Source organism: Actinorhabdospora filicis (assembly GCF_030269765.1).
Classification (GTDB): Bacteria; Actinomycetota; Actinomycetes; order Mycobacteriales; family Micromonosporaceae; genus Actinorhabdospora; species Actinorhabdospora filicis.
Map to the genome: position 1 here is coordinate 1 of NZ_BSTX01000008.1, position 25,632 is coordinate 25,632.

General features: G+C 71.8%; 31 protein-coding genes. 17 read left to right on the forward strand and 14 right to left on the reverse strand.

The window, feature by feature from the left end:
- Positions 1 to 73 precede the first annotated feature (73 nt).
- The 3 genes from mshB to QSK10_RS32745 all read left to right on the forward strand — a co-directional run bounded on the left by mshB (position 74) and on the right by QSK10_RS32745 (position 1,953).
- The gene (gene mshB / locus QSK10_RS32735; protein WP_432705392.1) at positions 74 to 943 is read left to right on the forward strand and encodes an N-acetyl-1-D-myo-inositol-2-amino-2-deoxy-alpha-D-glucopyranoside deacetylase; all 870 of its coding nucleotides are present in this window, start codon (positions 74 to 76) and stop codon (positions 941 to 943) included.
- 69 nt (positions 944 to 1,012) lie between these two features.
- Complete coding sequence (locus tag QSK10_RS32740; RefSeq protein ID WP_285667420.1) at positions 1,013 to 1,441, forward strand: hypothetical protein; 429 nt, start codon at positions 1,013 to 1,015, stop codon at positions 1,439 to 1,441.
- A 44-nt stretch (positions 1,442 to 1,485) separates the two neighbouring features.
- A complete protein-coding gene (locus QSK10_RS32745; protein WP_285667422.1) occupies positions 1,486 to 1,953 on the forward strand; it encodes a hypothetical protein in 468 nt (155 codons plus the stop codon).
- Here QSK10_RS32745 and QSK10_RS32750 read toward each other — a convergent pair.
- Positions 1,940 to 2,836: a GNAT family N-acetyltransferase gene (locus QSK10_RS32750; RefSeq protein WP_285667423.1), complete on the reverse strand. Its 897-nt coding sequence runs from the start codon at positions 2,834 to 2,836 to the stop codon at positions 1,940 to 1,942. The genes QSK10_RS32745 and QSK10_RS32750 overlap by 14 nt on opposite strands.
- A 150-nt stretch (positions 2,837 to 2,986) precedes the next feature.
- Between QSK10_RS32750 and fdxA the strand changes: the two genes are divergently transcribed.
- The 3 genes from fdxA to QSK10_RS32765 are packed head-to-tail and all read left to right on the forward strand — an operon-like array spanning position 2,987 to position 5,169.
- A complete protein-coding gene (fdxA, locus tag QSK10_RS32755) occupies positions 2,987 to 3,313 on the forward strand; it encodes a ferredoxin (protein ID WP_285667424.1) in 327 nt (108 codons plus the stop codon).
- A 3-nt stretch (positions 3,314 to 3,316) separates the two neighbouring features.
- Entirely contained in the window at positions 3,317 to 4,396 is a 1,080-nt protein-coding gene (gene dapC / locus QSK10_RS32760) for a succinyldiaminopimelate transaminase (RefSeq protein WP_285667426.1), read from the forward strand.
- A complete protein-coding gene (locus tag QSK10_RS32765) occupies positions 4,393 to 5,169 on the forward strand; it encodes a class I SAM-dependent methyltransferase (RefSeq protein WP_285667427.1) in 777 nt (258 codons plus the stop codon). Before dapC ends, QSK10_RS32765 begins: the two co-directional genes overlap by 4 nt.
- Here QSK10_RS32765 and QSK10_RS32770 read toward each other — a convergent pair.
- From QSK10_RS32770 to QSK10_RS32780, 3 genes are read right to left on the reverse strand one after another with little or no spacing between them, the layout of a single operon-like run.
- Positions 5,153 to 5,515, reverse strand: coding sequence for a YbjQ family protein (locus QSK10_RS32770; protein WP_285667428.1), 363 nt, complete (start codon positions 5,513 to 5,515; stop codon positions 5,153 to 5,155). The two genes, QSK10_RS32765 and QSK10_RS32770, sit on opposite strands and share 17 nt — an antisense overlap.
- Positions 5,516 to 5,562: 47 nt before the next feature.
- Positions 5,563 to 6,489: a 2,3,4,5-tetrahydropyridine-2,6-dicarboxylate N-succinyltransferase gene (gene dapD, locus QSK10_RS32775; protein WP_285667429.1), complete on the reverse strand. Its 927-nt coding sequence runs from the start codon at positions 6,487 to 6,489 to the stop codon at positions 5,563 to 5,565.
- Positions 6,490 to 6,507: 18 nt separating this feature from the next.
- Complete coding sequence (locus QSK10_RS32780) at positions 6,508 to 7,395, reverse strand: hypothetical protein (protein ID WP_285667430.1); 888 nt, start codon at positions 7,393 to 7,395, stop codon at positions 6,508 to 6,510.
- Here QSK10_RS32780 and QSK10_RS32785 point away from each other — a divergent pair.
- Positions 7,394 to 8,158, forward strand: coding sequence for an LOG family protein (locus QSK10_RS32785; RefSeq protein WP_432705398.1), 765 nt, complete (start codon positions 7,394 to 7,396; stop codon positions 8,156 to 8,158). The two genes, QSK10_RS32780 and QSK10_RS32785, sit on opposite strands and share 2 nt — an antisense overlap.
- A 229-nt stretch (positions 8,159 to 8,387) precedes the next feature.
- On the opposite strand, the gene folP is transcribed toward QSK10_RS32785, so the two are convergent.
- Complete coding sequence (gene folP / locus QSK10_RS32790) at positions 8,388 to 9,293, reverse strand: dihydropteroate synthase (protein ID WP_285667432.1); 906 nt, start codon at positions 9,291 to 9,293, stop codon at positions 8,388 to 8,390.
- A gap of 349 nt (positions 9,294 to 9,642) precedes the next feature.
- On the opposite strand from folP, the gene QSK10_RS32795 reads away from it, so the two are divergent.
- From QSK10_RS32795 to QSK10_RS32805, 3 genes are read left to right on the forward strand one after another with little or no spacing between them, the layout of a single operon-like run.
- Positions 9,643 to 10,191: a DivIVA domain-containing protein gene (locus QSK10_RS32795; RefSeq protein WP_285667433.1), complete on the forward strand. Its 549-nt coding sequence runs from the start codon at positions 9,643 to 9,645 to the stop codon at positions 10,189 to 10,191.
- A complete protein-coding gene (locus QSK10_RS32800) occupies positions 10,188 to 10,766 on the forward strand; it encodes a DNA-3-methyladenine glycosylase I (protein ID WP_285667434.1) in 579 nt (192 codons plus the stop codon). Before QSK10_RS32795 ends, QSK10_RS32800 begins: the two co-directional genes overlap by 4 nt.
- Before the next feature lie 55 nt (positions 10,767 to 10,821).
- Positions 10,822 to 11,331 carry a hypothetical protein gene (locus QSK10_RS32805; protein ID WP_285667435.1) on the forward strand — a complete coding sequence of 170 codons (510 nt, stop codon included), beginning with the start codon at positions 10,822 to 10,824 and terminating at the stop codon, positions 11,329 to 11,331.
- Positions 11,332 to 11,359: 28 nt separating this feature from the next.
- Here QSK10_RS32805 and QSK10_RS32810 read toward each other — a convergent pair whose 3' ends face one another.
- A complete protein-coding gene (locus QSK10_RS32810) occupies positions 11,360 to 11,554 on the reverse strand; it encodes a hypothetical protein (protein ID WP_285667436.1) in 195 nt (64 codons plus the stop codon).
- Between the two features lie 74 nt (positions 11,555 to 11,628).
- Between QSK10_RS32810 and QSK10_RS32815 the strand changes: the two genes are divergently transcribed.
- Both QSK10_RS32815 and QSK10_RS32820 read left to right on the forward strand, forming a co-directional pair.
- Positions 11,629 to 13,089 (forward strand): aminotransferase-like domain-containing protein, encoded by a 1,461-nt coding sequence (locus QSK10_RS32815; RefSeq protein ID WP_285667437.1) that lies wholly within the window; start codon positions 11,629 to 11,631, stop codon positions 13,087 to 13,089.
- Between the two features lie 45 nt (positions 13,090 to 13,134).
- Positions 13,135 to 13,994, forward strand: a protein-coding gene (locus QSK10_RS32820; RefSeq protein ID WP_432705399.1) for an IS5 family transposase whose coding sequence is annotated in 2 segments (ribosomal slippage) — positions 13,135 to 13,474 and positions 13,474 to 13,994 — 861 coding nt in all. Because the reading frame shifts where the segments join, the coding sequence is not laid out codon by codon here.
- A gap of 402 nt (positions 13,995 to 14,396) precedes the next feature.
- Here QSK10_RS32820 and QSK10_RS32825 read toward each other — a convergent pair.
- Positions 14,397 to 15,182, reverse strand: coding sequence for an enoyl-CoA hydratase-related protein (locus tag QSK10_RS32825; RefSeq protein WP_285667438.1), 786 nt, complete (start codon positions 15,180 to 15,182; stop codon positions 14,397 to 14,399).
- A gap of 13 nt (positions 15,183 to 15,195) precedes the next feature.
- Positions 15,196 to 15,984: a PaaX family transcriptional regulator gene (locus QSK10_RS32830; RefSeq protein ID WP_285667439.1), complete on the reverse strand. Its 789-nt coding sequence runs from the start codon at positions 15,982 to 15,984 to the stop codon at positions 15,196 to 15,198.
- A 214-nt stretch (positions 15,985 to 16,198) separates the two neighbouring features.
- On the opposite strand from QSK10_RS32830, the gene QSK10_RS32835 reads away from it, so the two are divergent.
- From QSK10_RS32835 to QSK10_RS32850, 4 genes are all read left to right on the forward strand, one after another.
- A complete protein-coding gene (locus QSK10_RS32835) occupies positions 16,199 to 16,369 on the forward strand; it encodes a DUF3117 domain-containing protein (RefSeq protein WP_285667440.1) in 171 nt (56 codons plus the stop codon).
- Positions 16,370 to 16,655: 286 nt separating this feature from the next.
- A complete protein-coding gene (locus tag QSK10_RS32840; RefSeq protein ID WP_285667441.1) occupies positions 16,656 to 18,002 on the forward strand; it encodes a S1C family serine protease in 1,347 nt (448 codons plus the stop codon).
- Between the two features lie 74 nt (positions 18,003 to 18,076).
- The gene (gene tatB, locus QSK10_RS32845; RefSeq protein WP_285667442.1) at positions 18,077 to 18,538 is read left to right on the forward strand and encodes a Sec-independent protein translocase protein TatB; all 462 of its coding nucleotides are present in this window, start codon (positions 18,077 to 18,079) and stop codon (positions 18,536 to 18,538) included.
- A 987-nt stretch (positions 18,539 to 19,525) separates the two neighbouring features.
- Entirely contained in the window at positions 19,526 to 19,858 is a 333-nt protein-coding gene (locus tag QSK10_RS32850; protein WP_285667443.1) for a YnfA family protein, read from the forward strand.
- A gap of 172 nt (positions 19,859 to 20,030) precedes the next feature.
- Here the strand turns inward: QSK10_RS32850 and QSK10_RS32855 are convergent, their stop codons facing one another.
- The 4 genes from QSK10_RS32855 to QSK10_RS32870 all read right to left on the reverse strand — a co-directional run bounded on the left by QSK10_RS32855 (position 20,031) and on the right by QSK10_RS32870 (position 23,781).
- Positions 20,031 to 21,179, reverse strand: coding sequence for an Mrp/NBP35 family ATP-binding protein (locus QSK10_RS32855; protein ID WP_285667444.1), 1,149 nt, complete (start codon positions 21,177 to 21,179; stop codon positions 20,031 to 20,033).
- Positions 21,180 to 21,200: 21 nt separating this feature from the next.
- Positions 21,201 to 21,929, reverse strand: coding sequence for a hypothetical protein (locus QSK10_RS32860; RefSeq protein WP_285667445.1), 729 nt, complete (start codon positions 21,927 to 21,929; stop codon positions 21,201 to 21,203).
- A gap of 117 nt (positions 21,930 to 22,046) precedes the next feature.
- Positions 22,047 to 22,538: a DUF1003 domain-containing protein gene (locus QSK10_RS32865; protein WP_285667446.1), complete on the reverse strand. Its 492-nt coding sequence runs from the start codon at positions 22,536 to 22,538 to the stop codon at positions 22,047 to 22,049.
- Positions 22,531 to 23,781: a magnesium transporter MgtE N-terminal domain-containing protein gene (locus QSK10_RS32870; protein ID WP_285667447.1), complete on the reverse strand. Its 1,251-nt coding sequence runs from the start codon at positions 23,779 to 23,781 to the stop codon at positions 22,531 to 22,533. Before QSK10_RS32870 ends, QSK10_RS32865 begins: the two co-directional genes overlap by 8 nt.
- Positions 23,782 to 23,862: 81 nt before the next feature.
- Between QSK10_RS32870 and QSK10_RS32875 the strand changes: the two genes are divergently transcribed.
- The gene (locus QSK10_RS32875) at positions 23,863 to 24,705 is read left to right on the forward strand and encodes a PhzF family phenazine biosynthesis protein (protein WP_285667448.1); all 843 of its coding nucleotides are present in this window, start codon (positions 23,863 to 23,865) and stop codon (positions 24,703 to 24,705) included.
- Here the strand turns inward: QSK10_RS32875 and QSK10_RS32880 are convergent.
- Positions 24,670 to 25,053 (reverse strand): hypothetical protein, encoded by a 384-nt coding sequence (locus QSK10_RS32880; RefSeq protein ID WP_285667449.1) that lies wholly within the window; start codon positions 25,051 to 25,053, stop codon positions 24,670 to 24,672. The genes QSK10_RS32875 and QSK10_RS32880 overlap by 36 nt on opposite strands.
- Entirely contained in the window at positions 25,050 to 25,622 is a 573-nt protein-coding gene (gene amrA / locus QSK10_RS32885) for an AmmeMemoRadiSam system protein A (RefSeq protein WP_285667450.1), read from the reverse strand. The genes QSK10_RS32880 and amrA overlap by 4 nt, the downstream gene beginning before the upstream one ends.
- Positions 25,623 to 25,632: the final 10 nt, after the last annotated feature.

A 25,632-nucleotide genomic window follows, 5' to 3' on the forward strand; every position in this document is an offset into this window, starting at 1 on the left:
GCCCCCGCCCCCGCCCCCCGATCATCCGGCCCCGGAAATGGCGGCAGCCTCCCCTTCCCCACCCCGATCGCGTATGGTCTCGCGTGTGACTGACGCCTCCCGCCGGATCCTCTTCGTCCACGCCCACCCCGATGACGAGAGCATCGGTACCGGCGCCACGATGGCGCACTACGCCGCCACTCCCGACACGCACGTCACCCTCGTGACCTGCACGCTCGGCGAAGAGGGTGAGATCCACGTCCCCGCCCTGGCGCGGCTGGAGGCGGCGCAGGCCGATCAGCTCGGTGGGTACCGGGTGGCGGAGCTTCAGCGGGCGTGTGCGGCGCTGGGGGTGAGCGATCACCGGTTCCTCGGTGGGGCGGGGCGGTACCGGGACAGCGGGATGATGGGGACGCCGGCCAATGAGAAGGCGCGGGCGTTCTGGCGGGCGGACCTGGACGAGGCCTCGGCGCACCTGGCGGAGGTGATCCTGGAGATCCGGCCGCAGGTGGTGGTCTCCTACGACCCGAACGGGTTCTACGGGCACCCCGACCACATCCAGGCGCACCGGGTGGCCGTGCGGGGCATGGAGCTGGCCGCCGGGAAGGGCCACGCGGTGGCGAAGTTCTACTGGACCACCGTCGCCAAGCGGGAGCTGGCCGCGGCCTTCGAGATCTTCAAGAACTCCACCGAGAACCCCTTCGGGGACGCCGAGAGTCCCGACGATCTCCCGTTCGGCACGCCCGACGCCGAGATCACCGCGCGCATCGAGGTCGGCTCCTACGTGATGCACAAGCACGCCGCACTCAAGGCGCACGCCACGCAGATCCCGGGGGACGACTGGATGTTCACGCTCGCCGCGCGCCTGGGCGAGGACGGGACGATGGGGGAGTACTACATCCTCGCCGACGGTGAACGCGGTCCCGGAGAGGGCTGGGAGACCGACCTCTTCGCGGGGATCTGATCAAGCCGGTCGATGCGACATGCCGACCGCGTTAAGCGTCCTCACATCCGGCGGGGCTAGTCTCAGCCGGTGAGCACTACCAGGACGAAACCCGCCCGGCAGGCGGAGTCGCCGCTGTCGCTGCGCCTGGCGGGGGCCGCGCTGGTGGCCGCCGCCGCGCTGGTCTTCGCCGTCATCGAGGCGTTCCTGGTCCCGCTGCGGGTGCGCGGGCCGTTCGCGGTCACCGTCGGGATGGACGGCGCGCTGATTCCGGTCTCGGCGTTCATCGCGATCGTGGTGAACACCGGACTGCCGTTCCTGGCCGCCTGGCTGACCGAGAAACGCGCGGCGGTGCTGATTCCGGGAATCGTCTGGTTCGTGGTGACGGTGCCGATGACGATGCGCACTTCCGACGGCGATCTGGTGATTTCCGATATGTGGACGGGATACGCCCTGCTTTTGGGCGGCGCGGTTTCCGTGGTGATCTCGGCGTACATCGCCTTCACGCGAAGGCCCTGACCGGCCACTTGCGCGTCCCCCGGCGTTTCCGGTAAGTATGTGCCGTGACGAATCCCCGTACCCGCTGGATTCCCGCGGCCGTTTTCGCCATCGGCATGGTGCTGGCGAAGGTCGTTTCGGGAATCGTCGTGAACGCGAAGAACCTCGACCCACTGGGTGACGAGGCGTTCACCATCGAACTGATCGCGCTCGCTTTCGTACTGGCGCTCAGCATCGCCGCGGGCGTGTGGTGGGGACGCGTGGGACCGCTGTCCCGGCTCATCCCCGAGACCGGCCTGGCGGTCGTGGTCGCCGGTGTCGTCGCCGTCCTGTGCGGCGCGTGGGCCGCCGGCGGCTCACCTTTCGAGGACGGCCTGGGCTTCTTCCTGCAGCGCCTGCTCTTCTTCTGGGCCGTGGGCCTGGTCGGGGTCGCGCTCGGGTACGTCGGCCTGGTGCTGTTCGGCGCCGACCACCGCAGCCGCCAGCTCAAGAGTGCCGAGCGGTACTACTCCGCCCGGGCTAAGCGGCACTGACTCCCCAGTTGACGTAGGTGTGGTGGACGGTGAAGCCGAGCCGGTCGTACATCGCCAGCGCCGCCGCGTTGGTGTCCTCCACCTGGAGGTAGGCGCGTTCGGCGCCCAGCTCCCGTCCCCACTCCATCAGCGCGCCCATGATGTAGGTGCCCAGGCCGCGCCTGCGCGCGTCCACGGCGACGTCGATGAGGGACAGGCCCAGCCAGCCCTCGGAGACCACGCCGCGCCCGATCGCGGCGACCGCGTCGTCCAGCCGCAGGATCGCGAAGCCCGTCTTCGGCGGGCCGCCCAGGATCGTCAGGGCCACCTGCGGCAGCTCGCCGCGGCGGGCCGAGACCAGCGACAGCGCGTCCATGCTCGGGGCCGAGTCGATGCGGACGGGCGGCAGGTCCGGGCGCGCGGCCGAGACCCAGTCGGCCAGCGCGCGCGTGCGGACCTCCACGCGCACCTGCTCCTCCCACCCCGTCTCGCGCAGCAGCTCGCCCACGCCCCGCGACAGCGGCAGGGGGACGGCGAAGGCCGGGGGCAGCCCGCGCGCGCCGTACCAGTCGCCCACGCGCGCCACGGCGTCCTTGAGGGGCATGCCGGGGTCGCCCAGGGGGAGGGCGCTGTTGCCGCGCCTCGTCCAGCCGGAGGCGGCCCGCAGGAGCCAGCCGCCGAGCCATTCGGTGTCCGGCGCGGGCCAGTGGTCGGCGCCGACGCGTTCCAGCGCGGCGATCTCGGAGTACTTCACCGGGCGCGGCGGGACGGGTTTGGCGGCCACGACGACCTCGGCGGAGATCGTCTCGCGGGAGCCGTCGTCGCGGCGCACGACGAGAGAACGATCACTGATCTCGACGAGCTCGCCGAGCACGTCGGTGAACCGTTCCCGGCCTTCGATCAACCCGGCATTCACCCGGATAACGACCCGGCCACCTAGGTGCGAGGGGGTCAGAGGCGGCATGATGAGGGCTCCCGGTTCGCGGCGGACGAAGACCCACACTAGGCTGGTCTTCCGGCAGCGAACCTACCTGCCGACGTGAGAGGACTGGCCGTGACATACATCATCGCCGAGCCGTGCGTTGACCTGCTCGACAAGGCGTGCATCGAGGAATGCCCCGTCGACTGCATCTACGAGGGCAACCGGATGCTGTATATCCACCCCGACGAGTGCGTGGACTGCGGCGCCTGTGAGCCTGTGTGCCCCGTCGAGGCCATCTTCTACGAGGACGACGTGCCCGAGGAGTGGGCGTCCTTCACCGACGCCAACTACAAGTTCTTCGAGGAGCTCGGCTCGCCCGGTGGCGCCTCCAAGCTCGGCAAGATCGAGACCGACGCCCCGTTCGTCGCCTCCCTGCCGCCCAAGGAAACCGAGCACTGACCGATGCTGTCCGACCGGCTGCCGCAGTTCCCCTGGGACCGACTCGCTCCCTACGGTGAGCGCGCGCGCCGCCATCCGGACGGGATCGTGGACCTCTCGATGGGCACGCCGGTCGACCCGGTTCCGCCGCTGGTCCGGCGTGCCCTCGAATCCGCCTCCGCCGAGCCCGGCTACCCGCTGACCGCGGGCACGCCGGAGCTGCGCGAGGCGATCGCCGCCTGGCTGCGGCTCCACTGTGGAGTCACCGGCGACTTCGGCGTCCTGCCCACCATCGGCTCCAAGGAGCTGGTGGGCCTGCTGCCGATGCTGCTGGGGCTGGGCGAGTCCAGGACGGTGGTCATCCCGCGCCTGGCCTACCCGACCTACGACATCGGCTCGCGCGTGTCGGGTTCCCCGGTCACCATGGCCGACCATCCCGGGCAGGTGCCCGCCGTGGACGTCGGGCTGATCTGGGTGAACAGCCCCGGCAACCCCCACGGCAAGGTCGCCACCGCCGGTGAGCTGCGCGCGTGGGTGGACTTCGCCCGCTCGCGGAACGCCGTCCTGGCCGTGGACGAGTGCTACCTGACCCTGGGCTGGGACACCGAGCCGGTCTCGGTGCTGTCCCTTCTGGACGGTGACAACACCGGCGTGCTGGCCGTGCACTCGCTGTCCAAGCGCTCCAACCTCGCCGGGTACCGCGCCGGTTTCGCCGGGGGCGACCCCGCCGTCATCGCCGCCCTCCTGGAGGCGCGCAAGCACACCGGCCTGATCGTCCCGACGCCGGTGCAGGCCGCGATGGCCGCCGCGCTGGGCGACGAGGAGCACGCCGCCGGGCAGAAGGCCGCCTACCGGGCCCGCCGCGAGATCCTGCGCGAGGCCCTGGTCGCGCGCGGCATGCGCGTCGACCACTCCGAGGCCGGGCTGTACCTGTGGGCCACCGCCGGCCGCGACTGCTGGGACACCGTCGCCGAGTTCGCCGACCTGGGCGTTCTGGCCGCCCCCGGCGAGTTCTACGGGCCCGGTGGGCGCGAGCACGTGCGCGTGGCGCTCACCGCCACCGACGAGCGGATCAAGGCCGCGGCTGTCAGACTGGCGGGATGAACGGATTACCGCGATTCGCCCGGGTCTTCGGGCACCAGGGCGTCGCCGAGGCCTACCGGCACCGCCCGCCCTACCCGGACCAGGTCTTCGCGATCCTCGGCCGCCTCGCCACCGCCGTGCCCCGGACCGTGCTGGACCTGGGGGCGGGTGAGGGCGCGCTCGCGCGGCCCTTGGCGTCCATTGTGGAGCGGGTGGACGCCGTCGACGTGTCGGCGGCGATGATCGCGGTGGGCCGCTCGCGGCCGGGCGGGGACGCGCCGAACCTGCGCTGGATCCACGGCCCCGCCGAGACCGCCGGGGCCGACGGTCCCTACGCGCTGGCGACGGCCGGGGCGAGTCTGCACTGGATGGACCTGGCGCCGCTGATGGCGCGGCTGGACGCCGTCCTGGCGCCCGGCGCGCAGCTGGCCATTGTGGAGCACGGCGCCCGGGACGCACCCTGGCGCGAGCGGCTGGACGCGGTGATCGAGCGGTACTCCCGCAATCCCGACCACGACCCGGCTTTCTCGGTGGTGAACGTGCTCGGTGAGACGTTCCGGCGGGCCGGCATGGCCGAGACGCGGCCGGTGCCGTTCCGGCAGCCGGTGGCCGACTTCGTGGAGGGGCTGCACTCGACCTCGGCGCTGGCGCGCGAGCACATGGACGCGCGGGAGTCCGACGCGTTCGGCCGCGAGGTCGCCGAGGCGGTCGGGCCGTGGATCCGTGACGGCGTACTCGACATGACCGTCACGGCGACGGTGACGTGGGGCGTCCCGGCTACGCGGGCGAGATGACCACGGCGGTGCCGTAGGCGCAGACCTCGGCGCCGGTCTCGGCTTCGGTGACGTCGTAGCGCATCGCGATGATCGCGTTGGCGCCGCGCGTCCGCGCCTGCTCGATGAGCCGGTCCATGGCCTGGTTGCGGCTCTCCACCAGCGTCTTGGACAGGCCCTTCAGCTCACCGCCCACAAGGGACTTCAAGCCCGCGCCGATCTGGCTGCCCACGTGCCGCGAGCGGACGGTGAGGCCGAAGACCTCGCCGATGACCCGGTCCACTTTGTACCCGGGGACGTCGTTCATGGTGACCACGAGCATCCCGGACGAGGCGTCCACGCCTCCGCTGTATTCCTCGACCCCCATGACACGACGCTACCGCGCCCCGGGGGTTCCGGGGCGCGGTTCGCCGGTCAGTTCTTGTGCAGCGCGGCGTTCAGGCCGCCCCACGTGCCCGTGCGCGGCTTCGCCTCCAGCGCCCCGGTCTGCGAGTTGCGCCAGTACAGCAGGTTGTCGGCACCGGACAGCTCGCGCGCCTTGACGACCTGCCCGTCCGGCAGCGTGATCTTCGAACCGGCGGTGATGTAGCAGCCCGCCTCGACGACGCAGTTGTCGCCGAGGGAGATGCCGATGCCCGCGTTGGCGCCCAGCAGGCAGCCCTCGCCGATGGAGACGACGTCCTTGCCGCCACCGGACAGCGTCCCCATGATCGAGGAGCCCGCGCCGATGTCGGAGTTGTTCCCCACCACGACACCCGCGACGATGCGGCCCTCGACCATGCTGGTCCCGAGCGTCCCCGCATTGAAGTTCACGAAGCCCTCGTGCATGACGGTGGTGCCCTCGGCCAGGTGCGCGCCCAGCCGCACCCGGTCGGCGTCGGCGACGCGGACGCCCGACGGCACGACGTAGTCGGTCATGCGCGGGAACTTGTCCACCGAGTACACCATCAGGCGGTGGCCCTCCAGGCGCAGCTTCGTGCGGACCTCGTCCAGGCCCGCCGCGGGCAGCGGGCCCAGGTCGGTCCACGCCACGTTCTCCAGGACACCGAAGATGCCCTCCAGGTTCGCCTGGTGCGGGCGGATGATGCGGTGCGAGAGCAGGTGCAGCCGCAGGTAGGCGTCGGCGGCGTCCTTCGGCGGCTCGGCCAGCGAGTCGATGACCGTGGTGACCTGCTTGGTCTCGATGCCCAGGACGTCGTCCTCGCCGGGCTCGAACTCCAGGTCGGATTCCTTCGGCTCGCCCAGGCCCAGCTCGGGGTACCAGACGTCGAGGATGGCGCCGTCGAGGGTGACATGGGCTTCGCCGACGCCCCAGGCGGCGGTGGATAGATAGGTGCTCACAGGGGGAGGGTAGCCGGGTCAGCGACCGGCCCTGGTGAGCAGGGAGTACATGTACGGGACGGGGAGGGAGGGGTTGCGGGCGGCGGCGGCGACGACCTCGCCGTCGGGGTCTTCGGTGAGCGCGATGATGAGCGCCGGATCCAGGGCGCGGCAACCGGCGGCGAACCGGCGGTGCGGCGGACCGGACCCGGCGAGCCTGGGCAGGATCTCGGCCGGGAAGCTCGGGTGGCGGGCGAAGCGCCAGGCCGAGATGGGCAGCTCGTAGCGGAGCAGGATGTCGGCGATGTACTCGCGCGGTGTGGACGGGTGCAGGCGGGCCTCGGCGGCCACGCGCAGGTCCCGGTCCTCCCAGAGGGTCGCCGCGACCGGGCCGGGCAGGCCGGGGGAGGAGGCCACGGTCGCCCGCATGATCCACGCCGGTGAGGCGGCGTAGGGGAGGCGCTCGCCGAGTGGCGCCAGCCGTAGCCACTCCAGCTCCGGCGTGCGCAGGAGGCCCGTGGGGAAGGAGCCGGGAGTGTCGTCCATCAGGTCGAGGAGTTCGGCGCGCGTGTCTTCGGAGAGCTCGCGGCGGGGCGCCAGGCCGTAGGCGATCAGGTGGGCGTCCCAGTCGCGGCTGAGGGCGGTCGTGACGAGCAGGTCGAGGACGGCGGGACTGAGGTGTTCGCGCTCGGCGATGTCCATCCGGGTGTCCTCATCGGCGGCGAGTTCGAGGAGCCGCTCCTCGGGAATCTCCCGTTCGGTGCGGGGAGCGCTCTCGTCCGCCGCGCCGGGCTGGTGGATGGGCCCGGGCCGGGCGAAGTCCGCCACCCGCTCACGGACGTCCTCCGGCGCGGACTCGTTCTCGGCCAGCCCCGCCAGCACGATCCACAGGAGTTCGAAGGCCTCTTCTTCGTCGGCGTGATCCATCCCGCAATCATCCGCGCGCCGCCGCCTGCGCGCCGTCCCGGACAGCTCCACGTGCGACACTCGGCCCATGAAGCCGCGCGTCACCGCCGATCAGCATCTCCTCGACTCCCAGCGCCGTTCCGAGTGGAAGCAGAAGGACGCCTGGCGCACCCTTCGCATCCTCTCCGAGTTCGTCGACGGGTTCGACACGCTCTCGGACGTGGGGTCCGCCGTCGCCGTTTTCGGTTCGGCGCGCACGAAGCAGGGTTCGGAGGGGTACCTGCTCGCCGAGCGGGTGGGGGCCGCGCTGGCCGCCGAGGGGTACGCGGTGATCACCGGTGGTGGGCCGGGGGTCATGGAGGCGGCGAACAAGGGCGCGAGCGAGGCCGGTGGGGAGTCCATCGGGCTGGGCATCGAGCTGCCCTTCGAGCAGGGCGTGAACGACTACGTCGACATCGGCCTGGACTTCCGCTACTTCTTCGTGCGCAAGACGATGTTCGTCAAGTACGCGCAGGCGTTCATCGTGCTCCCGGGCGGGTTCGGGACGATGGACGAGCTCTTCGAGGCGCTGACGCTGGTGCAGACGAAGAAGGTCACGCAGTTCCCGGTGGTGCTGATGGGCACCGAGTACTGGGGCGGCCTGGTCGACTGGATGCGCGACCGCATGCTCGAAGACGGCATGGTGAACGCGCAGGACATCGACATGCTGCTGGTGACCGACGACGTCACCGAAGCCGTCGCCCACGTCGTCAAGGGCGCCGCCGCGGTGAAGGACGCCGACTGACCCTGACCAGGTGACGGGGGCTTGAACGCGCCGAATAGGCGCCGGCGATGGAGTGCGCGGCGGCCGTCAAGGACGCCGACTAGCCCGAGCGGTTCGATCCGGCCGTACAGCCCCCCGGCGGTACGGCACTTCCGTCGCCCCCTCAGCCCGCGTAGAGCGGGCTGAACGCGCCGAATAGGCGCCAGAAATGGAGCAGGCCCACCGTGCCGGGGTGGGCCCTGCGCTCGCGCTAGACGCTCCGCTTGGGCGCCTTCGGCTGCTTGTGCCCCTGGATGGCGGCGACCATGTCCAGCACCTGCCTGGTCGCGGTCACGTCGTGCGCCCGGAAGACGCGGGCGCCGTGCCAGGCCGATACGGCGGTGGCGGCGAGGGTGCCGGGGAGGCGGCGATTGACGGGGAGGTCGAGGGTTTCGCCCACGAAGTCCTTGCGGGACAGGGCGACCAGGACCGGCCAGCCGGTGGCGACGAGTTCGTCGAGGCGGCGGGTGAGCTCCAGGGAGTGCACCGTGGCCTTGCCGAAGTCGTGGGTGGGGTCGATGAGGATGCCGTCGCGGCGGACGCCGGCGGCCAGCGCGCGTTCGGCGGCGCCGGCGAGCGCGTCGGCGACCTCGGTGACCACGTCCTCGTAGGTGACCTTCCCGGCGATGGTGCGGGGGGTCATGCCGCCGGTGTGGGAGCAGACGAGGCCCGCTCCGGCTTCGGCGGCCACCGACACGAGTTCGGGGTCGGCTCCGGCCCAGGTGTCGTTGATGAGGTCGGCGCCGGCCGCGGTGGCCTTCTCGGCGACCTCGGCGCGCCAGGTGTCGACGGAGATGACCAGCCGGGGGTGGCGCTGGCGGAGCTCGGCGATGAACGGGACGGTGCGCTGGATCTCTTCGTCGACGGACACCTCGTCGCCGGGTCCGGCTTTGACGCCGCCGATGTCGACGATGTCGGCGCCGTCGGCGACGGCCCGGTCGACGGCGGCGAGGGCGGCGTCGAAGGCGAAGTTGGCGCCCTTGTCGTAGAACGAGTCGGGGGTGCGGTTGACGATGACCATGAGCGCGAAGGAGCCGGGCCCGAAGGTCCGCGAGCCCAGTCGCAATGTGCCTTGGGGTGTGCCCGGTGAGTTGGGGGTCGGTGCGATTGCAGTCATGGAAGTCAATTGTCCTGGTATCGGGAAGTGTGGGGTGATGACGCTCCTGCGTCTGAGGGGTTCTCTCGGCTCTAGCGCCCGGCCGGGCCCGGGTCCGTCATGGAGCGTCCCTGCGCTCGACGGAAACGGGTCCGGATGGACGCGGCGGCGCTGACGGAGAAGCCGAGGCTCGCGGCGTACCGTTCTTCACGGTGTCTCAGCGCGGGTGTCGTCGCTTGCCGAGGAGTCCTCAGCGGAGAAGGAGTCACCCGCTGGTTAAGGGACACTCGGGGATCACCTCGCACGACCACGATGCTACTACCATGCAACCATGAAAGGAGGGGCAGGAACAGCTCCTGCCGCCGCTCACATGGCTCAATTCCTGCTCCTGCTCGTCGTGGTCGTCATCGCCGCCGGACTGGTGTTCGGGGTGGTCGTCCTGGCCACCGGCAAGGACGACGGGCTGCGCCCGGTCACGCCCGACGGGGTGTCCATCGGGCTCCCGGCCGACCGGCCGCTGTCCGAAGAGGACGTCCTCACCGCCCGCTTCGACACCGGACCGCGTGGTTACCGCACCCGTCAGGTCGATGACGCCCTCGCGCGACTCGCTTACGACGTGGGCTTCAAGGACGAACTGATCAAGGTGCTGGTCTCGGAGGTCCAGGCCTTGCGGGACGGGCGCGAGGACGACGCCGAACAGCTGCGCCTGGCCCGCGCCAAGGCTATCGGTGAGGCCACAGTGGACACATCCGGGGCGCGACCGGACGCCTCCGGCGCGGCACTGCCGCTGGTCGGCGAGGTGCGTCCGGCCGAGGCGCCCGCGCCCGCCGGTGAAGAGGCCCCGGAGTCGGCGTGGACGGAGCCCGTCGAGGGCGCCCCCGCCGATGACGAGCCCGCGGCGAAGAAGGACGCCGAGTGAGCGGTCTGGTCGCCGGCCCCGACGGCCTGCTCCGCTGCTCCTGGGGCGCCACCGCCGACGACTACCGCGCCTACCACGACGACGAGTGGGGACGCCCGCTGCGCGGCGACGACGAGATGTTCGAACGAATGTGCCTGGAGGCGATGCAGTCCGGGCTGTCCTGGATCACCATCCTGCGCAAGCGCGAGAACTTCCGGGCCGCCTTCGACGGGTTCGTCATCGACAAGGTCGCCGAGTACGGCCCCGACGACTACGAGCGCCTCATGGGCGACGCCGGGATCGTGCGCAACCGCGCCAAGATCGAGGCCGTCATGCACAACGCGAGGGTCGCCGCCGACATGGGCCCCGGGCTGTCGGACCTGCTGTGGTCCCACGCGCCCGAACCCCGGCCGCGCCCGCTCAGCATGGACACCGTCCCCGCCGTCACCGACGAGTCGAAGGCCCTGGCCAAGGACCTCAAGAAGCGCGGCTTCAAGTTCATCGGCCCCACCACCGCCTACGCGCTCATGCAGGCCGTCGGCATGGTCGACGACCACGTCGAGGGCTGCTGCGTGATCCTCGGCGAGGACGAGTGAGGCTTGCCTAAGGGGTCCCGCCACGCCACGCCGGTGGCCATGATCTGATGGCCGTATGGCGCACTGGCTGATCGTGGTGGACGACGCGGAGTACGAGCGCCAGCGCATGTACGCCGCCGACTCCGTGCCCCTCACCGTCCCCGGGCCCGCCGAGGGCGACCTGGTGCTGCTCGCCGCCGACGGCGTCCTGTTCGGCGCCGGGACGGTCCGCCGGGGCCGCGTCGCCTACACCCACCGGCTGCTGGACGAGCCGCCCGCGCTCGACGCCCCGGTCACCGGCGAGCTCGACGCCGCCGCCTGGACGGCGCTGCGCGCGCTCGTCCCCGACACCGCCGCCGTCACCGCGCCCCTGCGCGACTACCTGGTGAGCGTGCCGATCTCGGTGGAGGCCGCCTCACCGGCCGAGGCGGCGCGGCTGTACTGGGCCTACGTCCGCGAGCTGGGCCCGGCCGAGCTGCCGGCCTTCGTCTCGCCCTACGGCGACGAGCTGGAGATGCGCGCCTACGTCCTCGGCGAGGTCCACGAGATGGACCCCGAGGAGGAGGAGGACGAGGACGAGGAGTAGCGCCCCTCGCGTCCGGAGGGGCGCCGCCTCAGCTCTGCCGCAGGGTCAGCGAGGGAGCCGCCGTCGTCGCGCGAGAGGGAGAGACCTCGCGGGCGGGCGGCACCGGGCTGACCCGGCGCTCGATGGGACGACGCCAGTCGCCCGGCTCCCGGGAATCATGCCCGAAGAGTGCCCCGGCGACGGCGAGCAGGACGAAGAAGAGTCCGACGAAGACCAGTTCCATGATTGCCTCCGGTTGCGCGTCAAGTCCAGTGTGGGCACAATGGACCGGGAGTGGACTGGCCAAAGGAGAGAAAAGTGGACCGTTCCGAGATTCGCGAACTGCTCGGCGACTGGTCGGCCGGCGACGGCCCGCTCTACCAGCAGCTCACCGAGCGTCTCCGCCGCGCCATCGCCGACGGCGACCTGACCGTCGGGCAGCGCCTGCCGTCCGAGCGCGCGCTCGCCGAGTCCCTGGCCGTCTCCCGCGCCACCGTCGTCACCGCCTACGAGGCCCTGCGGGCCGAGCGACTGGTCAGTTCCCGGCAGGGGAGTGGCACGGTCGTGGCCCGGTCCGCTTTGACCGATGTGGCCCGCCGCGCCGGGGACGGCCGGGTCAAGAACGGACAGGCCGGGATGATCTTCCAGCGGCTCCTGGACGGGCCCGGGCAGAAGCTCATCTCGCTCAGCTGCGCCGCCGACCCCGGCTCGCCATGGGTCGCCAAGGCCCTCGCCGAACTGGACCTGCCCGCGCTGCTGTCCAACCAGGGCTACCACCCGCGCGGCCTGCCCGAACTGCGGCAGGCCATCGCCGCCATGTACCGCGAGCAGGGGCTGCCCACCTCCGAGGACCAGATCCTGGTGACCACCGGCGCGCAGCAGGCCATCGGTCTCATCGCCCAGCTCTACGCCCGGCGCGGCAACACCGTCATCGCCGAGACGCCCGGCTGGCCCGGCAGCGTGGACATCTTCCGCGACGCCGGTACCGACGTCGTCGGCGTCGACCTCGACGACGAGGGCATCGACCTCGCCGGGGTGCAGCGGGCCATAGAGCGCCACCAGCCCGCGCTGATCTACGTCATGCCCTCGTACAACAACCCCACCGGCCTGGTCATGAGCGCCACCCGGCGCCGCCGCCTGGCCGAGCTGGCCACCCGCCACGACATCCCCGTGTGCGAGGACAACGCCTACGACGGCTACTCGGCGGGCGCGGTCCCGCCGCCGGTGGCGGCCTTCGCGCCGCTCGCCGAGGTGCTGACCGTCGGCTCGCTGGGGAAGCTCGTGTGGGGCGGCCTGCGCATCGGCTGGGTGCGCGGTCCCGCCGGGATCGTCGACCGCCTGGCCCGCCGCAAGGCCCTCGCCGACCTGGGCAGCCCGCTGCTGGAGCAGGCGGTGGCCGCGCGGCTCGTCCCGGACCTGCCGGTCATCCGCCGCGAGCGGGCCGCCGAGGCCGGGGAGCAGCTGCGGGTGATGGAGGAGCTGCTGCGCGAGGAACTGCCCGAGTGGGAGTGGCGCACGCCCGACGGCGGCGGCTCCCTGTGGGTGCGCGTGCCGGGCGTGGACGCGCGCGTGTTCTCGCAGGTCGCGCTGCGGCACGGCGTGGAGGTCGTGCCCGGGACGGCGATGAGCACCGACGGGCGCTTCACCGACCGCATCCGGGTGCCCTTCACGTTCCCGGCGCAGACGATCGACACGCTGGTGTGCCGGCTGGGCAGCGCGTGGCGGGAGGCGCGGCGGCACGGGGCTCCGGCGGCGATGCCGGAGCGGGTGATCGTCTAGGGCGTGTCCTGTAGATCATGAGTGTGTGTCCACAATGGTCTGGTGGTGCGTCGTGGTGAGTTGACTGATAGCGCATGGTTGGTGATCGCGCCGTTGTTGCCGTCGCCTGCGGTACGTGGTGGTCGGTGGCGTGATCACCGTCAGGTGATCAACGGGATTCTCTGGAAGTTGCGGACGGGTGCTCCGTGGCGTGATCTGCCTGAACGTTTTGGGCCATGGAAGACCTGCCACGAGCGTCTTCGTCGGTGGACGGCGGATGGGACGTGGGAGAAGATCCTGGCAGCGGTGATCGTCCATGACGACGGGCGACCGGTCGAGTGGGTCATCAGTGTCGACTCATCGGTGGTGCGGGCGCATCAGCATGCGGCTGGTGCCCGCAAAAAAGGGGATCTACGTGGTCGTCGCCGCCCGCGCTGACCGGCGAGGCGATCGGGCGGTCTCGGGGCGGCTTGTCCACGAAGATCCATTTGGCTGCTGACGGACGAGGGCGGCCGTTGTCGATCCTGATCACGCCTGGTCAGGCAGGGGACAACCCGATGTTGTTCCCGGTCCTGGAGGCCATCGCGGTGGCCACCGGGAAACCCGGATGGCCACGCCGACGCCCCGACCTGCTCCTGGCAGATAAGGGCTACGCGCACGACTCCACCAGGCGTCGCCTGCGTCGGCGCGGGATCAAGCATGTGATCCCCGAACGGGCCGACACCATCGGCCGCCGCGTGCAGAAAGGTTCACGCGGCGGACGACCACCCGGCTTCGACCGGCAGGCCCATAAGCAACGCAACGTCGTCGAACGCTGCTTCAACCGGTTGAAACAGTGGCGCGACCTGGCCACCCGCTACACCAAACGCGCCAGCATCTACCAGGCGAGTCTCACCATCGCCGCCATCATGATCTGGCTCCGATGATCCACAGGACACGCCCTAGGGCGTGTCTTGTGGGTGCGAGACGGTGTCGGCCGGGTTCGCTGAAGTGCGGTCGGCTCGTCGCAGCTCTGCAAAGATCCGCAGGACAGGTCCTGGGGGCCCGGGCCGGGCTCCAGGCGCGGGCGGGGCGTGACCGGCGGGTGAATGTTTCGCACCGGTTACGGACTATCCACAATGGGTGTGTTGTCCACAGGTGCCCGGCATCGGCCGTTTGGTGGACTCCGCACGGGCTCGGCTACGTTCGCCCCGAGGGGGCGGGCTTCGGGCCCCCGCCGAAGGAGAGTCCGCGCGAGCGGAAGGTGAGTCCGCGCGAGCGGCCCGCGGGGCGTGCGCCGGGCCGTCCGCGGGCTCACCCGCGTCCGGCCCGTCGGCGTCGTACCGGGGTCAGTGCCCCTCGAAGACGATCGGCCGCTTGTTCACGAAGCTCTCCACCGCGTTGCGGTGGTCGGCGGTGAAGCCGCAGCGGCTCTGCGCCTCGGCCTCCAGCTCCAGGGCCTCGGCGAAGGGGATGTGCCCGGAGGCGCCCAGGGTGCGCTTGATGTAGGCGAAGGCGTGGGTGGGGCCGGTGGCCAGCCGCTTCGCCAGCTCCAGGGCCTGCGGCAGGACCTGGTCGTCGTCCTCGGTGACGGTGCCGAGGAGGCCGATGCGGCTCGCCTCGTCCGCCTTGACCTTCGTGCCGAGCATGAGCATCTCGGTGGCCTTGGCATGGCCGACGAGGCGGGGGAGGGTCTGGCTGGCGCCGGTGTCGGCGGACAGGCCGATGCCCGCGAAGGCCATCGAGAAGCTGGTGCCGGGACCGCCGACGCGGAAGTCGGCCAGCAGGGCCAGGGACGCCCCGGCGCCCGCGGCGGCGCCGCGCACGGCCGCCACGACCGGCTTGGGCATGGTCGCCAGGCTCTGCGCGATCGGGTTGTAGTGCTCGCGGACGGTGGCGAGGGGATCGCCGGTCTTGAGGTTCTCCACGTGCTCCTTGAGGTCCTGGCCGACGCAGAAGGCGCGCCCGGCGCCCGCCAGCACGATCGCGCGGCACGAGGCGTCCGTCGCCAGCGCGGCCAGCTCGTCGCGGAAGGCGACCTTGAGCTCGGTGGTGAGGGAGTTGAGGGTGTCGGGGCGGTTGAAGGTGAGGGTCACCACGCCCTCGGCGCGCTCGACGAGCAGGGAATCGGTCACGTGAGGCACTCTCCTATGTCGTTTCTGTGAGCATACGGTCGACGTGCCGGTCGGCGGCGGGGCGAAGCCGGGCGGCCTGGGCGTCGAAGAAGGCGGCGGCGGCCGAACCGGCCCAGCCCGCGGGCAGCAGCGCGGCGGGCAGTTGCGGGTCGCGGAACAGGAACGCGCGGAAGGCGTGCACGAGCCGGAAACGCGCGGCGTAGGCGGCCTCGTCGCCCGACATCGGGCCGATCGCGGACACCACCGGCTCCAGCTCGTCGATGAACTTCTCGTAGGCGAGCCCGAGGTCGCGCAGGTCCCACGCGCGGGCCACCAGCGCGGTGGCGTCCCCGCCGTGGCGGGCGTGGAAGCGCTCGTGGGGGACCCCGGCCTCGGTGAGCAGCTGCCCGGCCTCCTCGGCCTGCCAGGGCGACAGCCACGTCGAGCCGTCGCCGAGACGGCCGTAACCGAACAGCTGGAGTTGCGCGGCCATGCGTGCTCGGGCGGTGCGGTCGGTGGGCGGGGTCAGCACCAGCAGATCGAAATGGCCGTCCCACTCGCGGCGGGCGGTGCGGTAGATGCGCGCGCCGGCCGAGTCCAGGCGGCGCACGGCCCGTCCGGTGAGGGCGTAACCGCGCTGACGGCCCAGGCGGACGGGGGTGAGCCAGTCCTGCCGCAGCATCCGCGAGACGGCGGTGCGCACGGCCGGCGCGGCGATGCCCAGGGGTGCGAGCAACCGCACGAGGGCGGCGATCGGCGCGGCGCCACCGCGATTTCGCAGGTGGTCGCCGTACAGATCAAATAGGGCGGAGCGGGCTCGCACGGCAGACCATTGTGACAGTCACGTCACAAAAATGCCAGATTTTGTCACAACCACGCCGGGGCGGTTTGGGTTTTGCGGCCCTCATCGGGGAAGATTATTCGTCGGTGGCATTCAGCGCCACTGGTCGTGCGCCCGCAGCCGCCCCCGGCGGTGGGTGGCGACGGCTTGTGAACGGCCCGCGGGCGACCGCGGCATTGGATCGAGGGGAGACAACATGGCGGCCATGAAGCCGCGGACGGGCGACGGTCCGCTGGAGGTCACCAAGGAAGGCCGCGGCATTGTCATGCGCGTTCCGCTCGAAGGCGGCGGCCGGCTCGTGCTGGAGATGACGCCGGATGAGGCCAACGACCTCGGCGAGGCCCTGAAGTCCGTCACCTCGGAGTGACGGCGGAAGTCCGAGTTCTCCCGGCCTTCGACTTCGCGGCGGGATCCGGTTACCACCACGCGGCCGGATCCCGCTTCCGCCTCCCGCCCGGTATGGGCGTACCCGGCCGAGTTTGACAGCCCTGAATACGATGGCCGCTCCGCATGCCAAGCTGGATCCGGACGTGCCGGAGCGACCAGGGCTTGGACGGTGAAGCGCGTGACGCCATGGCGGTGCACCGGCGTGCGCGCAGGCGACCGGAAGACGAACCGATCGCCGCACGATCTCCGATGGGGAGGAGCACGGCGTGACTGACGGCGTCAATCCGGCCGGGACCAATCCGGGCGGCCCGGTCTACGGGCAGCCCTACCCGGGCACACCGGGCTCACCGGTGTATCCGCCGGTCGCGGCCCCACTGTCGCCGCCGGCGCCACCACCCCCACCCGCCCCCACCGGCGACTCGCCGTGGTGGGCGCAGAACGCGCAGAGCGATCCGTGGCGCGATCCGGGCGCCTCGGCGTCCGTCGTGCACACCGCGCCGCCCGCCGGTCCGCCCACGGACCCCGCGGCCGCGATGCCCGATTCGCCCCGGACGCCCGAGCCGCGCAAGAACGTCATGGGCCTGGTCTTCACCGTGGCCCTCATCACAGCACTGCTCGCCGGCGGTCTCGGCGCGACCATCGGCGTCCTCGCCGCGCGCAATGGTCCCGGCACCACTTCCGGTGGCGCCCCGCCCGTGGACCGCCCCGTCGGCTCGGTGGCCGACGTCGTCCGTCAGGTCACGCCCTCCGTGGTGACGATCCTGATCAAGGGCAAGGAGGGCGAGGGCAACGGATCCGGCCTGGTCATCAGCGCCGACGGCTACATCATCACCAACAACCACGTGGCCAACCCCTCGGACCTGCACAACGTGAAGCTGACCGTGGTCTTCGCCGACGGCTCCAGCGAGCCCGCCGAGTTCAAGGGCAGCTCCAAGGAATCCGACATCGCCGTGGTCAAGGTGAACCGCTCCGGGCTCCAGCCGGTGACCTTCGGCGACTCCGAGCAGCTCGCCGTCGGCGACCCCGTGCTCGCCATCGGCGCGCCCCTCGGGCTGTCGGGGACCGTGACGCAGGGCATCATCAGCGCCCTCGACCGTCCCGTCGTCGCCGGTGAGGCCGACGAGTCCTCGGTCACCGCCGCCATCCAGACCGACGCGGCCATCAACCCCGGCAACTCCGGCGGGCCGCTGTTCGACGCGTCCGGCCGCGCCATCGGCGTCAACGCCTCCATCGCCACCTTCGCCAACAGCGACGGCAAGGGCGGCAACATGGGCCTCGGCTTCTCGATCCCGATCAACCTCGCCAACCGCATCGCGCAAGAGATCATCGCCGACGGCAAGCCGTCCCGCACCGTCATCGGCATCGAGACCTCCGACAACGGCAACGCGGCGGGCGTCAAGGTCAAGAACGTGGTCAACCCCGGCCCGGCGGCCACCGCCGGCATCGTCGCCGGCGACGTGATCACCACCTTCAACGGCCGCCACCTGACCAGCCCGGTGGACCTCGTGGCGCTCGTGCGCAAGTACGCGCCGAACACCGTCGTCCAGATCGGGTTCAAGCACGGCTCCGAGGACAAGCAGGTCGCGGTGACCCTCGCCGCCGATGGTGATTGATCCCCACGGGCATTGCCGCCCCGCCGAGGTGCTGAGTAGGCTTCGGCGGGGCGACATCGTTTAGGGAGCTGTACATGTTCGAGAACCTCGGCTGGCCGGAGATCCTGGCCCTGCTCCTGATCGCCCTTTTCGTCCTCGGCCCGGAGCGTCTGCCCAAGATCCTGGCCGACATCGGCCGGTTCATCCGCAAGATCCGGACCATGGCCTCCTCGGCCACCGCGGACCTGAACAAGGACCTCGGCACGAACCTGGACATCACCGACCTGAACCCCAAGACCTTCATCCGCAAGCACGTGCTGTCGGAGGAGGACGAGGAGACCCTGAAGAAGCCGCTGATGGCGGCCTTCGAGGACCTCAAGCGCGACACCGAGGGCGTGCGCGGCACCCTGAAGGACACCGCCGACGGCATCACCCGCACCAACGGCTCCTCCGCCGCGGCGGCCACCGGGGCCTCGGCTTCGGCGGCGTCGACGTCGGCCGCGGAGAACACGGTGGAGACGACCGCGCGCAGGCGCTTCGACGACGACGCGACCTGAGCTGGCCTGAGCGCGCGCGGTTGTGAGACGGCGTTGGGGCGCCGGGTTGGACGGCGAGCCGAGACTGCCGAGACCGCCGGGGCAGTGGGCAACTGGCAGCCTGGGGACGGGGTGGCCTGGCCGCTGGGAGCGGGCGTGACCTCGGGTCGGCCGGGGCGGACCGCCGGGCCACTGGGGCGCCGAGCGGGGGCGCGGGTTCGCCGGGCGGGACGACCGTCCGGCCATTGAGCGGCCAAGCACGGACGCGACACCGGATTCACCGGGCGGGACCGTCCGGCCATCAGGCGGCTGGGTATGGCCGCGGCTTCGGGTACGCCGGGCCGGACTGCCGAGCACGGGCGCGGCCCCGGGGCGCCTGAGCAGGAGAAGGCGGAGCCGTCGCATCCGGGGACTGCCGAGTGCAGGTACGGCCCCAGCCCCGCCGGTGCGGGCCGCCGAACTACCGGACGCATGAGTCGCTGAACCGGACTGTTTCGGTGATGTTACGAGTTGTCCACATTCAGTAGGTTATCCACAGGTTGTGGACTCATCCATTTGGCACCCTTCGCGCGCGGCCGGTTACGTTCGCCCCAGCGGGGCGGGCTCTGGGCCCCCACCGAAAAGAGGTGCGATCGCGCGAGCCCGGACGCGCGGCAATGGCGAGCCGCGCCCGAGGGTGCGGGCACGGCGAGTCGACTGGTCGGCACCGGCACCGGCGCCGGCATTGGCACTGGCACCGGCACCTCGCCCGGGGCGAGGGGGCAGGGCAGCCCGGGGCCAAGGGCGGGCCGGGTTGCCCCAAGGCCAAGGGCGGGCCGGGTTGCCCCAAGGCCAAGGGCGGGCCGGGTTGCCCCAAGGCCAAGGGCGGGCCGGGTTGCCCCAAGGCCAAAGGCACGCCGGGTTGTCCCCAGCGCCAAGGCCACGCCGGGTGGGATGCGGGGCACGGCGGGTCGAGCCCGGGTGCGAGCACCCGGTGGGTCCGCTGATCAGCACCGATACCCTCGCCCGGTGACCGTTCTGCGCTCCCTGCTGCTGTTCGTGCTGGCCGCGTTCGCCGAGATCGGCGGCGCCTGGCTCATCTGGCAGGGCTGGCGCGAGCACCGGGGAGCCCTGTGGATCGCCGGGGGAGTCCTCGCGCTCGGCGCCTACGGCTTCGTCGCCGCCTTCCAGCCCGACGCGAACTTCGGCCGCATCCTGGCCGCCTACGGAGGCATCTTCGTGGCGGGCTCGCTGGCCTGGGGGATGGTCGTGGACAAGTTCACGCCCGACCGCTGGGACGCGATCGGCGCGGCGATCTGCCTGCTCGGGGTGGCGGTGATCATGTACGCGCCGCGTACCTAGGACTCTGTCGCACCGCGTACCTGAAGATCAGTTATCCACAGCCTGTGGATAAGCGAAAGGGCCCCCACCGGAGGCCCTTTCACCGTCACGCCTTCTGTCTCTGTCTCCGGCTGTCTCCCGCTGTCTCCAGCCGTCTCCCGCGATCTCCCGCGGTCCCCGCCATCCCCTGCGGTCAGCCCCGCCCGGGTCCGTTCAGCAGCCCCAGCGGCTTGCCCGCCAGGCTCTCCTTGCGGACCGCCAGGCGGTCGGCGACCGCGTTCAGCGCGCGGGCGGCGGGGGTCTCGGGGTCGCGCAGGACGAGCGGTACTCCGGCGTCCCCGGCTTCGCGGAGCTTCGGCTCCAGCGGGATCTGCCCGAGCAGCGGCACGGTCGCGCCGGTGATGCGGGTGAGGGCCTCGGAGACCGCTTCGCCGCCTCCGGCGCCGAAGATCTCCATGCGCTCGCCGTTCTCCAGTTCGAGCCAGGACATGTTCTCCACGACGCCGGCGAGGCGCTGGTGGGTCTGCATGGCGATGGCGCCGGCGCGTTCGGCGACCTCGGCGGCGGCCATCTGGGGGGTGGTGACGACGAGGAGCTCGGCGCCGGGGAGGAGCTGGGCGACCGAGATCGCGATGTCGCCGGTGCCGGGGGGCAGGTCCAGGAGCAGGACGTCGAGGTCGCCCCAGTAGACGTCGGCGAGGAACTGCTGGAGCGCGCGGTGCAGCATCGGCCCGCGCCACACGACGGCGGCGTTGCCCTGGGTGAACATGCCGATCGAGATGACCTTCACGCCGTTGGCCTGGGGCGGCATGATCATGTCCTCGACCTGGGTGGGCCGGTCCTCGGTGCCGAGCATGCGGGGCACGGAGTGCCCGTAGATGTCGGCGTCGACGACGCCGACCTGCAGGCCGCGGGCGGCGAGCGCGGCGGCGAGGTTGACGGTGACCGAGGACTTGCCGACGCCGCCCTTGCCGGAGGCGACGGCGTAGACGCGGGTGCGGGAGCCGGGCTGCGCGAAGGGGATGACCGGCTCGGCGCGGCCGGGGCCGCGGAGGGTGGTCTGGAGGTCCTTGCGCTGCTGGTCGGACATGACGCCGAACTCGATGCTCACGCCGGTCACGCCGGCGACGGCGCCGACGGCGGCGGTGACGTCGCGCTGGAGCTTGTCGCGCATGGGGCATCCGGCGATGGTCAGCAGGATCGTGACGGCCACCTGGCCGTCTTCGACGCGCACCGAGTCGACCATGCCGAGGTCGGTGATGGGCCGGCGGATCTCGGGGTCGTCGACGGTGGCGAGCGCGGCCCGGATGGCGTCTTCGATCGTGGTGCTGGGAGCGGACATGGCGTCCACTCTACGTCCGGATCAACCCTGGACGTCCCCTCCGGGGGCCGGAGGTGACGGACTCGACGGGGACGGCGAGGACGGCGTCGGCGAGGGCGACGACGAGGAGGCCGAGGGGGTCGGTGAGGGGCTGGTCGGGTCGGGTGTGGGCTCGGTCGGGTCGTCGGTGGGTTCGACGGGTTCCTGGGTGTGCGGCTTGTCCTGGGTGGGCGGGGTGTGGTTGAGGCTGGTGCCGGTGCCGTCGTTCTTGCCGAAGAGGCCGGAGAGGGGGTGCCCGAGGAGGGCTTCGGCGATGGTGACGAGGCCGAAGGTCATGACGCAGACGATGGCGGCGGTGGCCGCGATGGTCTTCCAGGGTTTGCGGGCGGGCTTCTTCGGGGTGGGGACGGGCGCGCCGACGGTGGCGCGGCCGATGGGGCGCGGGTCGCGCAACTCGACCACGCGGGTGGTCTCGGGTTCGCTTTCGACGACCTCGGTGGGCGGTGCGCCGTCGACGCGGGTGGCGTCGATGCCGAAGTGCTTGCCGAGGGGTTTGAGCTTCTCCTTGGTGTGCCGCATCGAGGCGAGGTAGATGGCGCTGCCGACGGTGCTGATGACGCTGGCGAGGACGGCGCCGATGATGGTCCCGGCGACGCCGAGGGCGGAGGCGGCGACCGTCGCGGTCACCGCCGCGGCCGTGGCGGCCGCGACCTGGAGCCCATTGAGCTCGATGCGGCCTCTCGGCTTGGGGGTCTCGTCCTCGTCGGTCATGGCACCTCCGGTCGGCGGGCGAAGTTTCCAGCCTGCATAACCGGGGCGGGGGCTGCCCAGTCCTTGTGAGGGTCCTCACCGAGGGTGAGGGAGTGACGTCGGTGGGGCGCGGAGCGGCTACCGCTTCTCGTACCGCTCGTGCTTGTCGGGCTTCTCGTCGAGCAGCCGGTTGAGTTCGCCGCGCACGAAGTCGCGGGTGGCGACCTCGCCGAGGGCGATGCGGAGGGCGGCGATCTCGCGGGCGAGGAACTCGGTGTCGGCCTTGGACGCCTCGGAGCGGCGGCGGTCGGCCTCGATCTGGATGCGGTCCCGGTCGGCCTGGCGGTTCTGCGCGAGCAGGATCAGCGGGGCGGCGTAGGAGGCCTGGGTGCTGAAGAAGAGGTTCAGCAGGATGAACGGGTAGGGGTCCCAGCGCAGCCCGAACAGGCCGATGAGGTTGACGAGGATCCACAGGATGACGAAGAGCGTCATGTAGACCAGGAACGACGCGGTGCCCATGAACCTGGCGAAGCGCTCGGCGAAGGCGCCGAAGGCGTCGGCGCTGAACCGGGGGAGGCGGATGCGGCCGGGGACTCTCGGTTCGGACAGGTTGCGCGCGTCGTCAGTCATGGGGCTGGTCCCGCCAGTCGGTGGGGAGGAGGTGGTCGAGCACGTCGTCGACGGTGACGGCGCCGACGAGGCGCCCGGCCTCCACGACGGGGAGCGCGACCAGGTCGTAGGTGGCCATCTTGCGGGTGATCTTGGCGAGGTCGTCGGCCGGGTCGAGGGGGTCGATGTCGCGGTCGACGATGGACCCGATCAGGTCGGCGGGCGGTTCGCGCAGGAGCCGCTGGAAATGGACGATGCCCAGGTAGCGCCCGGTCGGGGTGAGCGAGGGCGGGCGGGTCACGAAGATCTGCGCGGCGATGGCCGGTGAGTTGCGGCGGTCCCGGATCAGCGCCAGCGCCTCGGCGATGGTGGTGTCGGGGGGCAGGATGATCGGCTCGGAGGTCATCATGCCGCCGGCGGTGCCCGCGACGTACTTGAGGAGCTGCCGGACGGGGCTGGCCTCCTCGGGCTCCATCAGGTCCAGCAGTTCGGCCTGCTCGCTGGAGGGCAGCTCGGCCAGCAGGTCGGCGGCGTCGTCGGGTTCCATTTCCTCCAGGACGTCGGCGGCCCGGTCGCGGTCGAGGGCGGCGATGATGTCGACCTGGTCGTGCTCGGGCAGTTCCTCCATGACGTCGGCCAGGCGCGTGTCCTCCAGCGCGGCGGCCAGCTCGACGCGGCGGCGCTTGGGGAGGTCCAGCATCATCGTGGCCACGTCGGCCGAGCGCATCCCCTCCACGATGGACAGCAGGCCCTCGGTGCCCTGCGCGGTGGGGACGGTGACCAGCCCGCGGACCTCGTCCCAGTCGAACTGGTTGACGTGCGAGCGGCCCAGGCGCCCGCCGCGCTCGCGGACGGCGATGCGCGCCAGTTCCCAGTCGCCGGTGGCCTTCACCGGGCACATCGCGATGTCGGTGACCTCGCCGAGGCGCTCGGGCTCGCCGGGTTCGGTGATGACGCTGACGCGGCGGTCGAGGAGCTCGCCGAGGACGAGGACCTCACCGGCGCGGGCCTCGAACTTGCGCAGGTTCAGCTGCCCGGTGGACAGTTCGACGCCACCGCCGCCGATGTTGATCACGCGTCCCATGGGGATGAAGATGCGCCGCCAGGCGCCGATCTCGGCGACCACGCCCAGGACGCGCGGAGCCAGCGTCCCCGGCCGTGGGCGGGTGACGGCGTCGCGGACGCGCCCGACCTGGTCCCCGTTGGGGTCGAAGATGGGAGTGCCGGCCAGCCGGGCCAGATAGACGAGCGTGGACGAGCTCACGCGCCTCCCTCCCTTGCGGTCATGGGGGCAGCGTATCCGCTGCGGGTGCCGCCGCGTCGGGGTCTGCCGTAGGCTCCGGGAATGTCGCTTCGGTACGAGATCGTCGATGTGTTCACCGGTTCGGCCTACACCGGCAACCCGCTCGCCGTGGTCTTCGGCGGCGAGATCCTGACCGGGGACGCCATGCAGGCGATCGCCCGCGAGTTCAACCTGTCGGAGACCGCCTTCGTGCTGCCGGTGACCGATCCGGCCGCCTCCTACCGGGTCCGGATCTTCACACCGGGCGCCGAACTGCCCTTCGCCGGGCACCCCAGCATCGGCACCGCCCTCACCCTCGCCCGGCACGGCCTTCTCACCGAGGGCGGGCATCTGCAGGAGTGCGGGGCCGGGCTCATGCCGATCGCCGTCGAGGGCGGCCTGGCCGTGCTGACCGGCGGGACGCCGTCGCCGCTGGTGGAACTCGACCCGGAGCCGTACCTGGCCGCGGCCGGGCTCACCACCGACGATCTGGCCGGGACGCCGTACCGCACCGGCGCGGGCCTCGACCACCACTACCTGCCGGTCAGCGCAGACGCGGTGGCGCGCGCGACGAGCCGTCCACGCCCGGACGTGCCGAAGGTGTACCTCTTCTCCTGGGACGCCGGGGCGAAGCGGGCGCACGCCCGGCTGTTCGCGCCCGGCATCGGCGTGAGCGAGGACCCGGCGACGGGCTCGGCGGCACTGGGACTGGGCGCCTACCTCGTCGGGACGGGCGCGCTGCCCGGCGAGGGGACCTCGGCCTTCACCATCGACCAGGGCGACCGCATCGCGCGGCCCTCGGTCCTGGAGTGCGCGGTGGACGCCTCGGGCGGTGTGGCGACGAAGGTGACGGTGGCCGGTGGGGCGGTGCTAGTCGCCCGGGGTGAGCTGCTCGCCCTGCCCTAGCGGGGCGAGGGTGTAGACCGCGCACTCCGCCGTCCACCGCGCCACGGTGTCGTCGGTGCCGGGCAGGTTGAGGCGCTTCTGCGTCAGCGTCGGCACCACCTCCTCCCAGCGCTCGCCGCCGGGGCTAAGGCGCTCGACGGTCGCCGGGAACGTCACGATCGCGCCGCCGTGGTCGCCGCGCAGGGTGACGTCCACCGTGGACGCCGTCAGGCCCGGGTCGGGCTGCTCGCGGGGGCCGACCACGGTGGCCAGCGACTCGCCCACCGGGACGCACCACAGTGGACGGCCGCCGATCCAGGCGACGGCGGCCTTCTTGACGGCTTCGGCGATCAGTTCGGGACTGCTCACGGGCGTCCTCCCGGTGGCGGGTCGGAGATGTACTCGCGGCTTTCGTAGCGCGCCGCCCAGACGCCCTCGGGCCAGGCGGTCCAGCCGCCTTTGCGCAGGAGCGCCGAGAGGAACGCGCGCGGCTCGGTCAGGCGCGTCCAGACCGCCGGGAGGAACGTCGCGCGGCGGGTGCCGTCGCTCAGGATGAGGCCGTCGACGCCGGGGCGCAGCGCGTCCAGCAGCTCCCGGGGCGTGGCGGCCGCGACGGGTTCGGGACTGGTCAGCACCGAGACCTTGACGGTGAGGCCGGGCCACTCTCCCGCCTCGACGGGAGGCATGCGCGGGTCGCGCATCGAGCGCTGCGCGTTGGCGGCGATGTCGGCGTAGAGGGCGCGGCGGGCTTCGAGGGTGCCGATGCAGCCGCGCAGGCGGCCGTCGTGCTCCAGGGTCACGAAGGACGCGCCGGGCTCGCGGAGTTCGGCCGGATCGGCCTCGGTGAGCAGGTCGCCGAGGGTGACGGCCGTTCCGGTCAGGCGCGCGCGGACGGCGTCGAGCGCGATGCGGGTGACCGCGTCACCGATGCCTGCCATGGGGGAATGG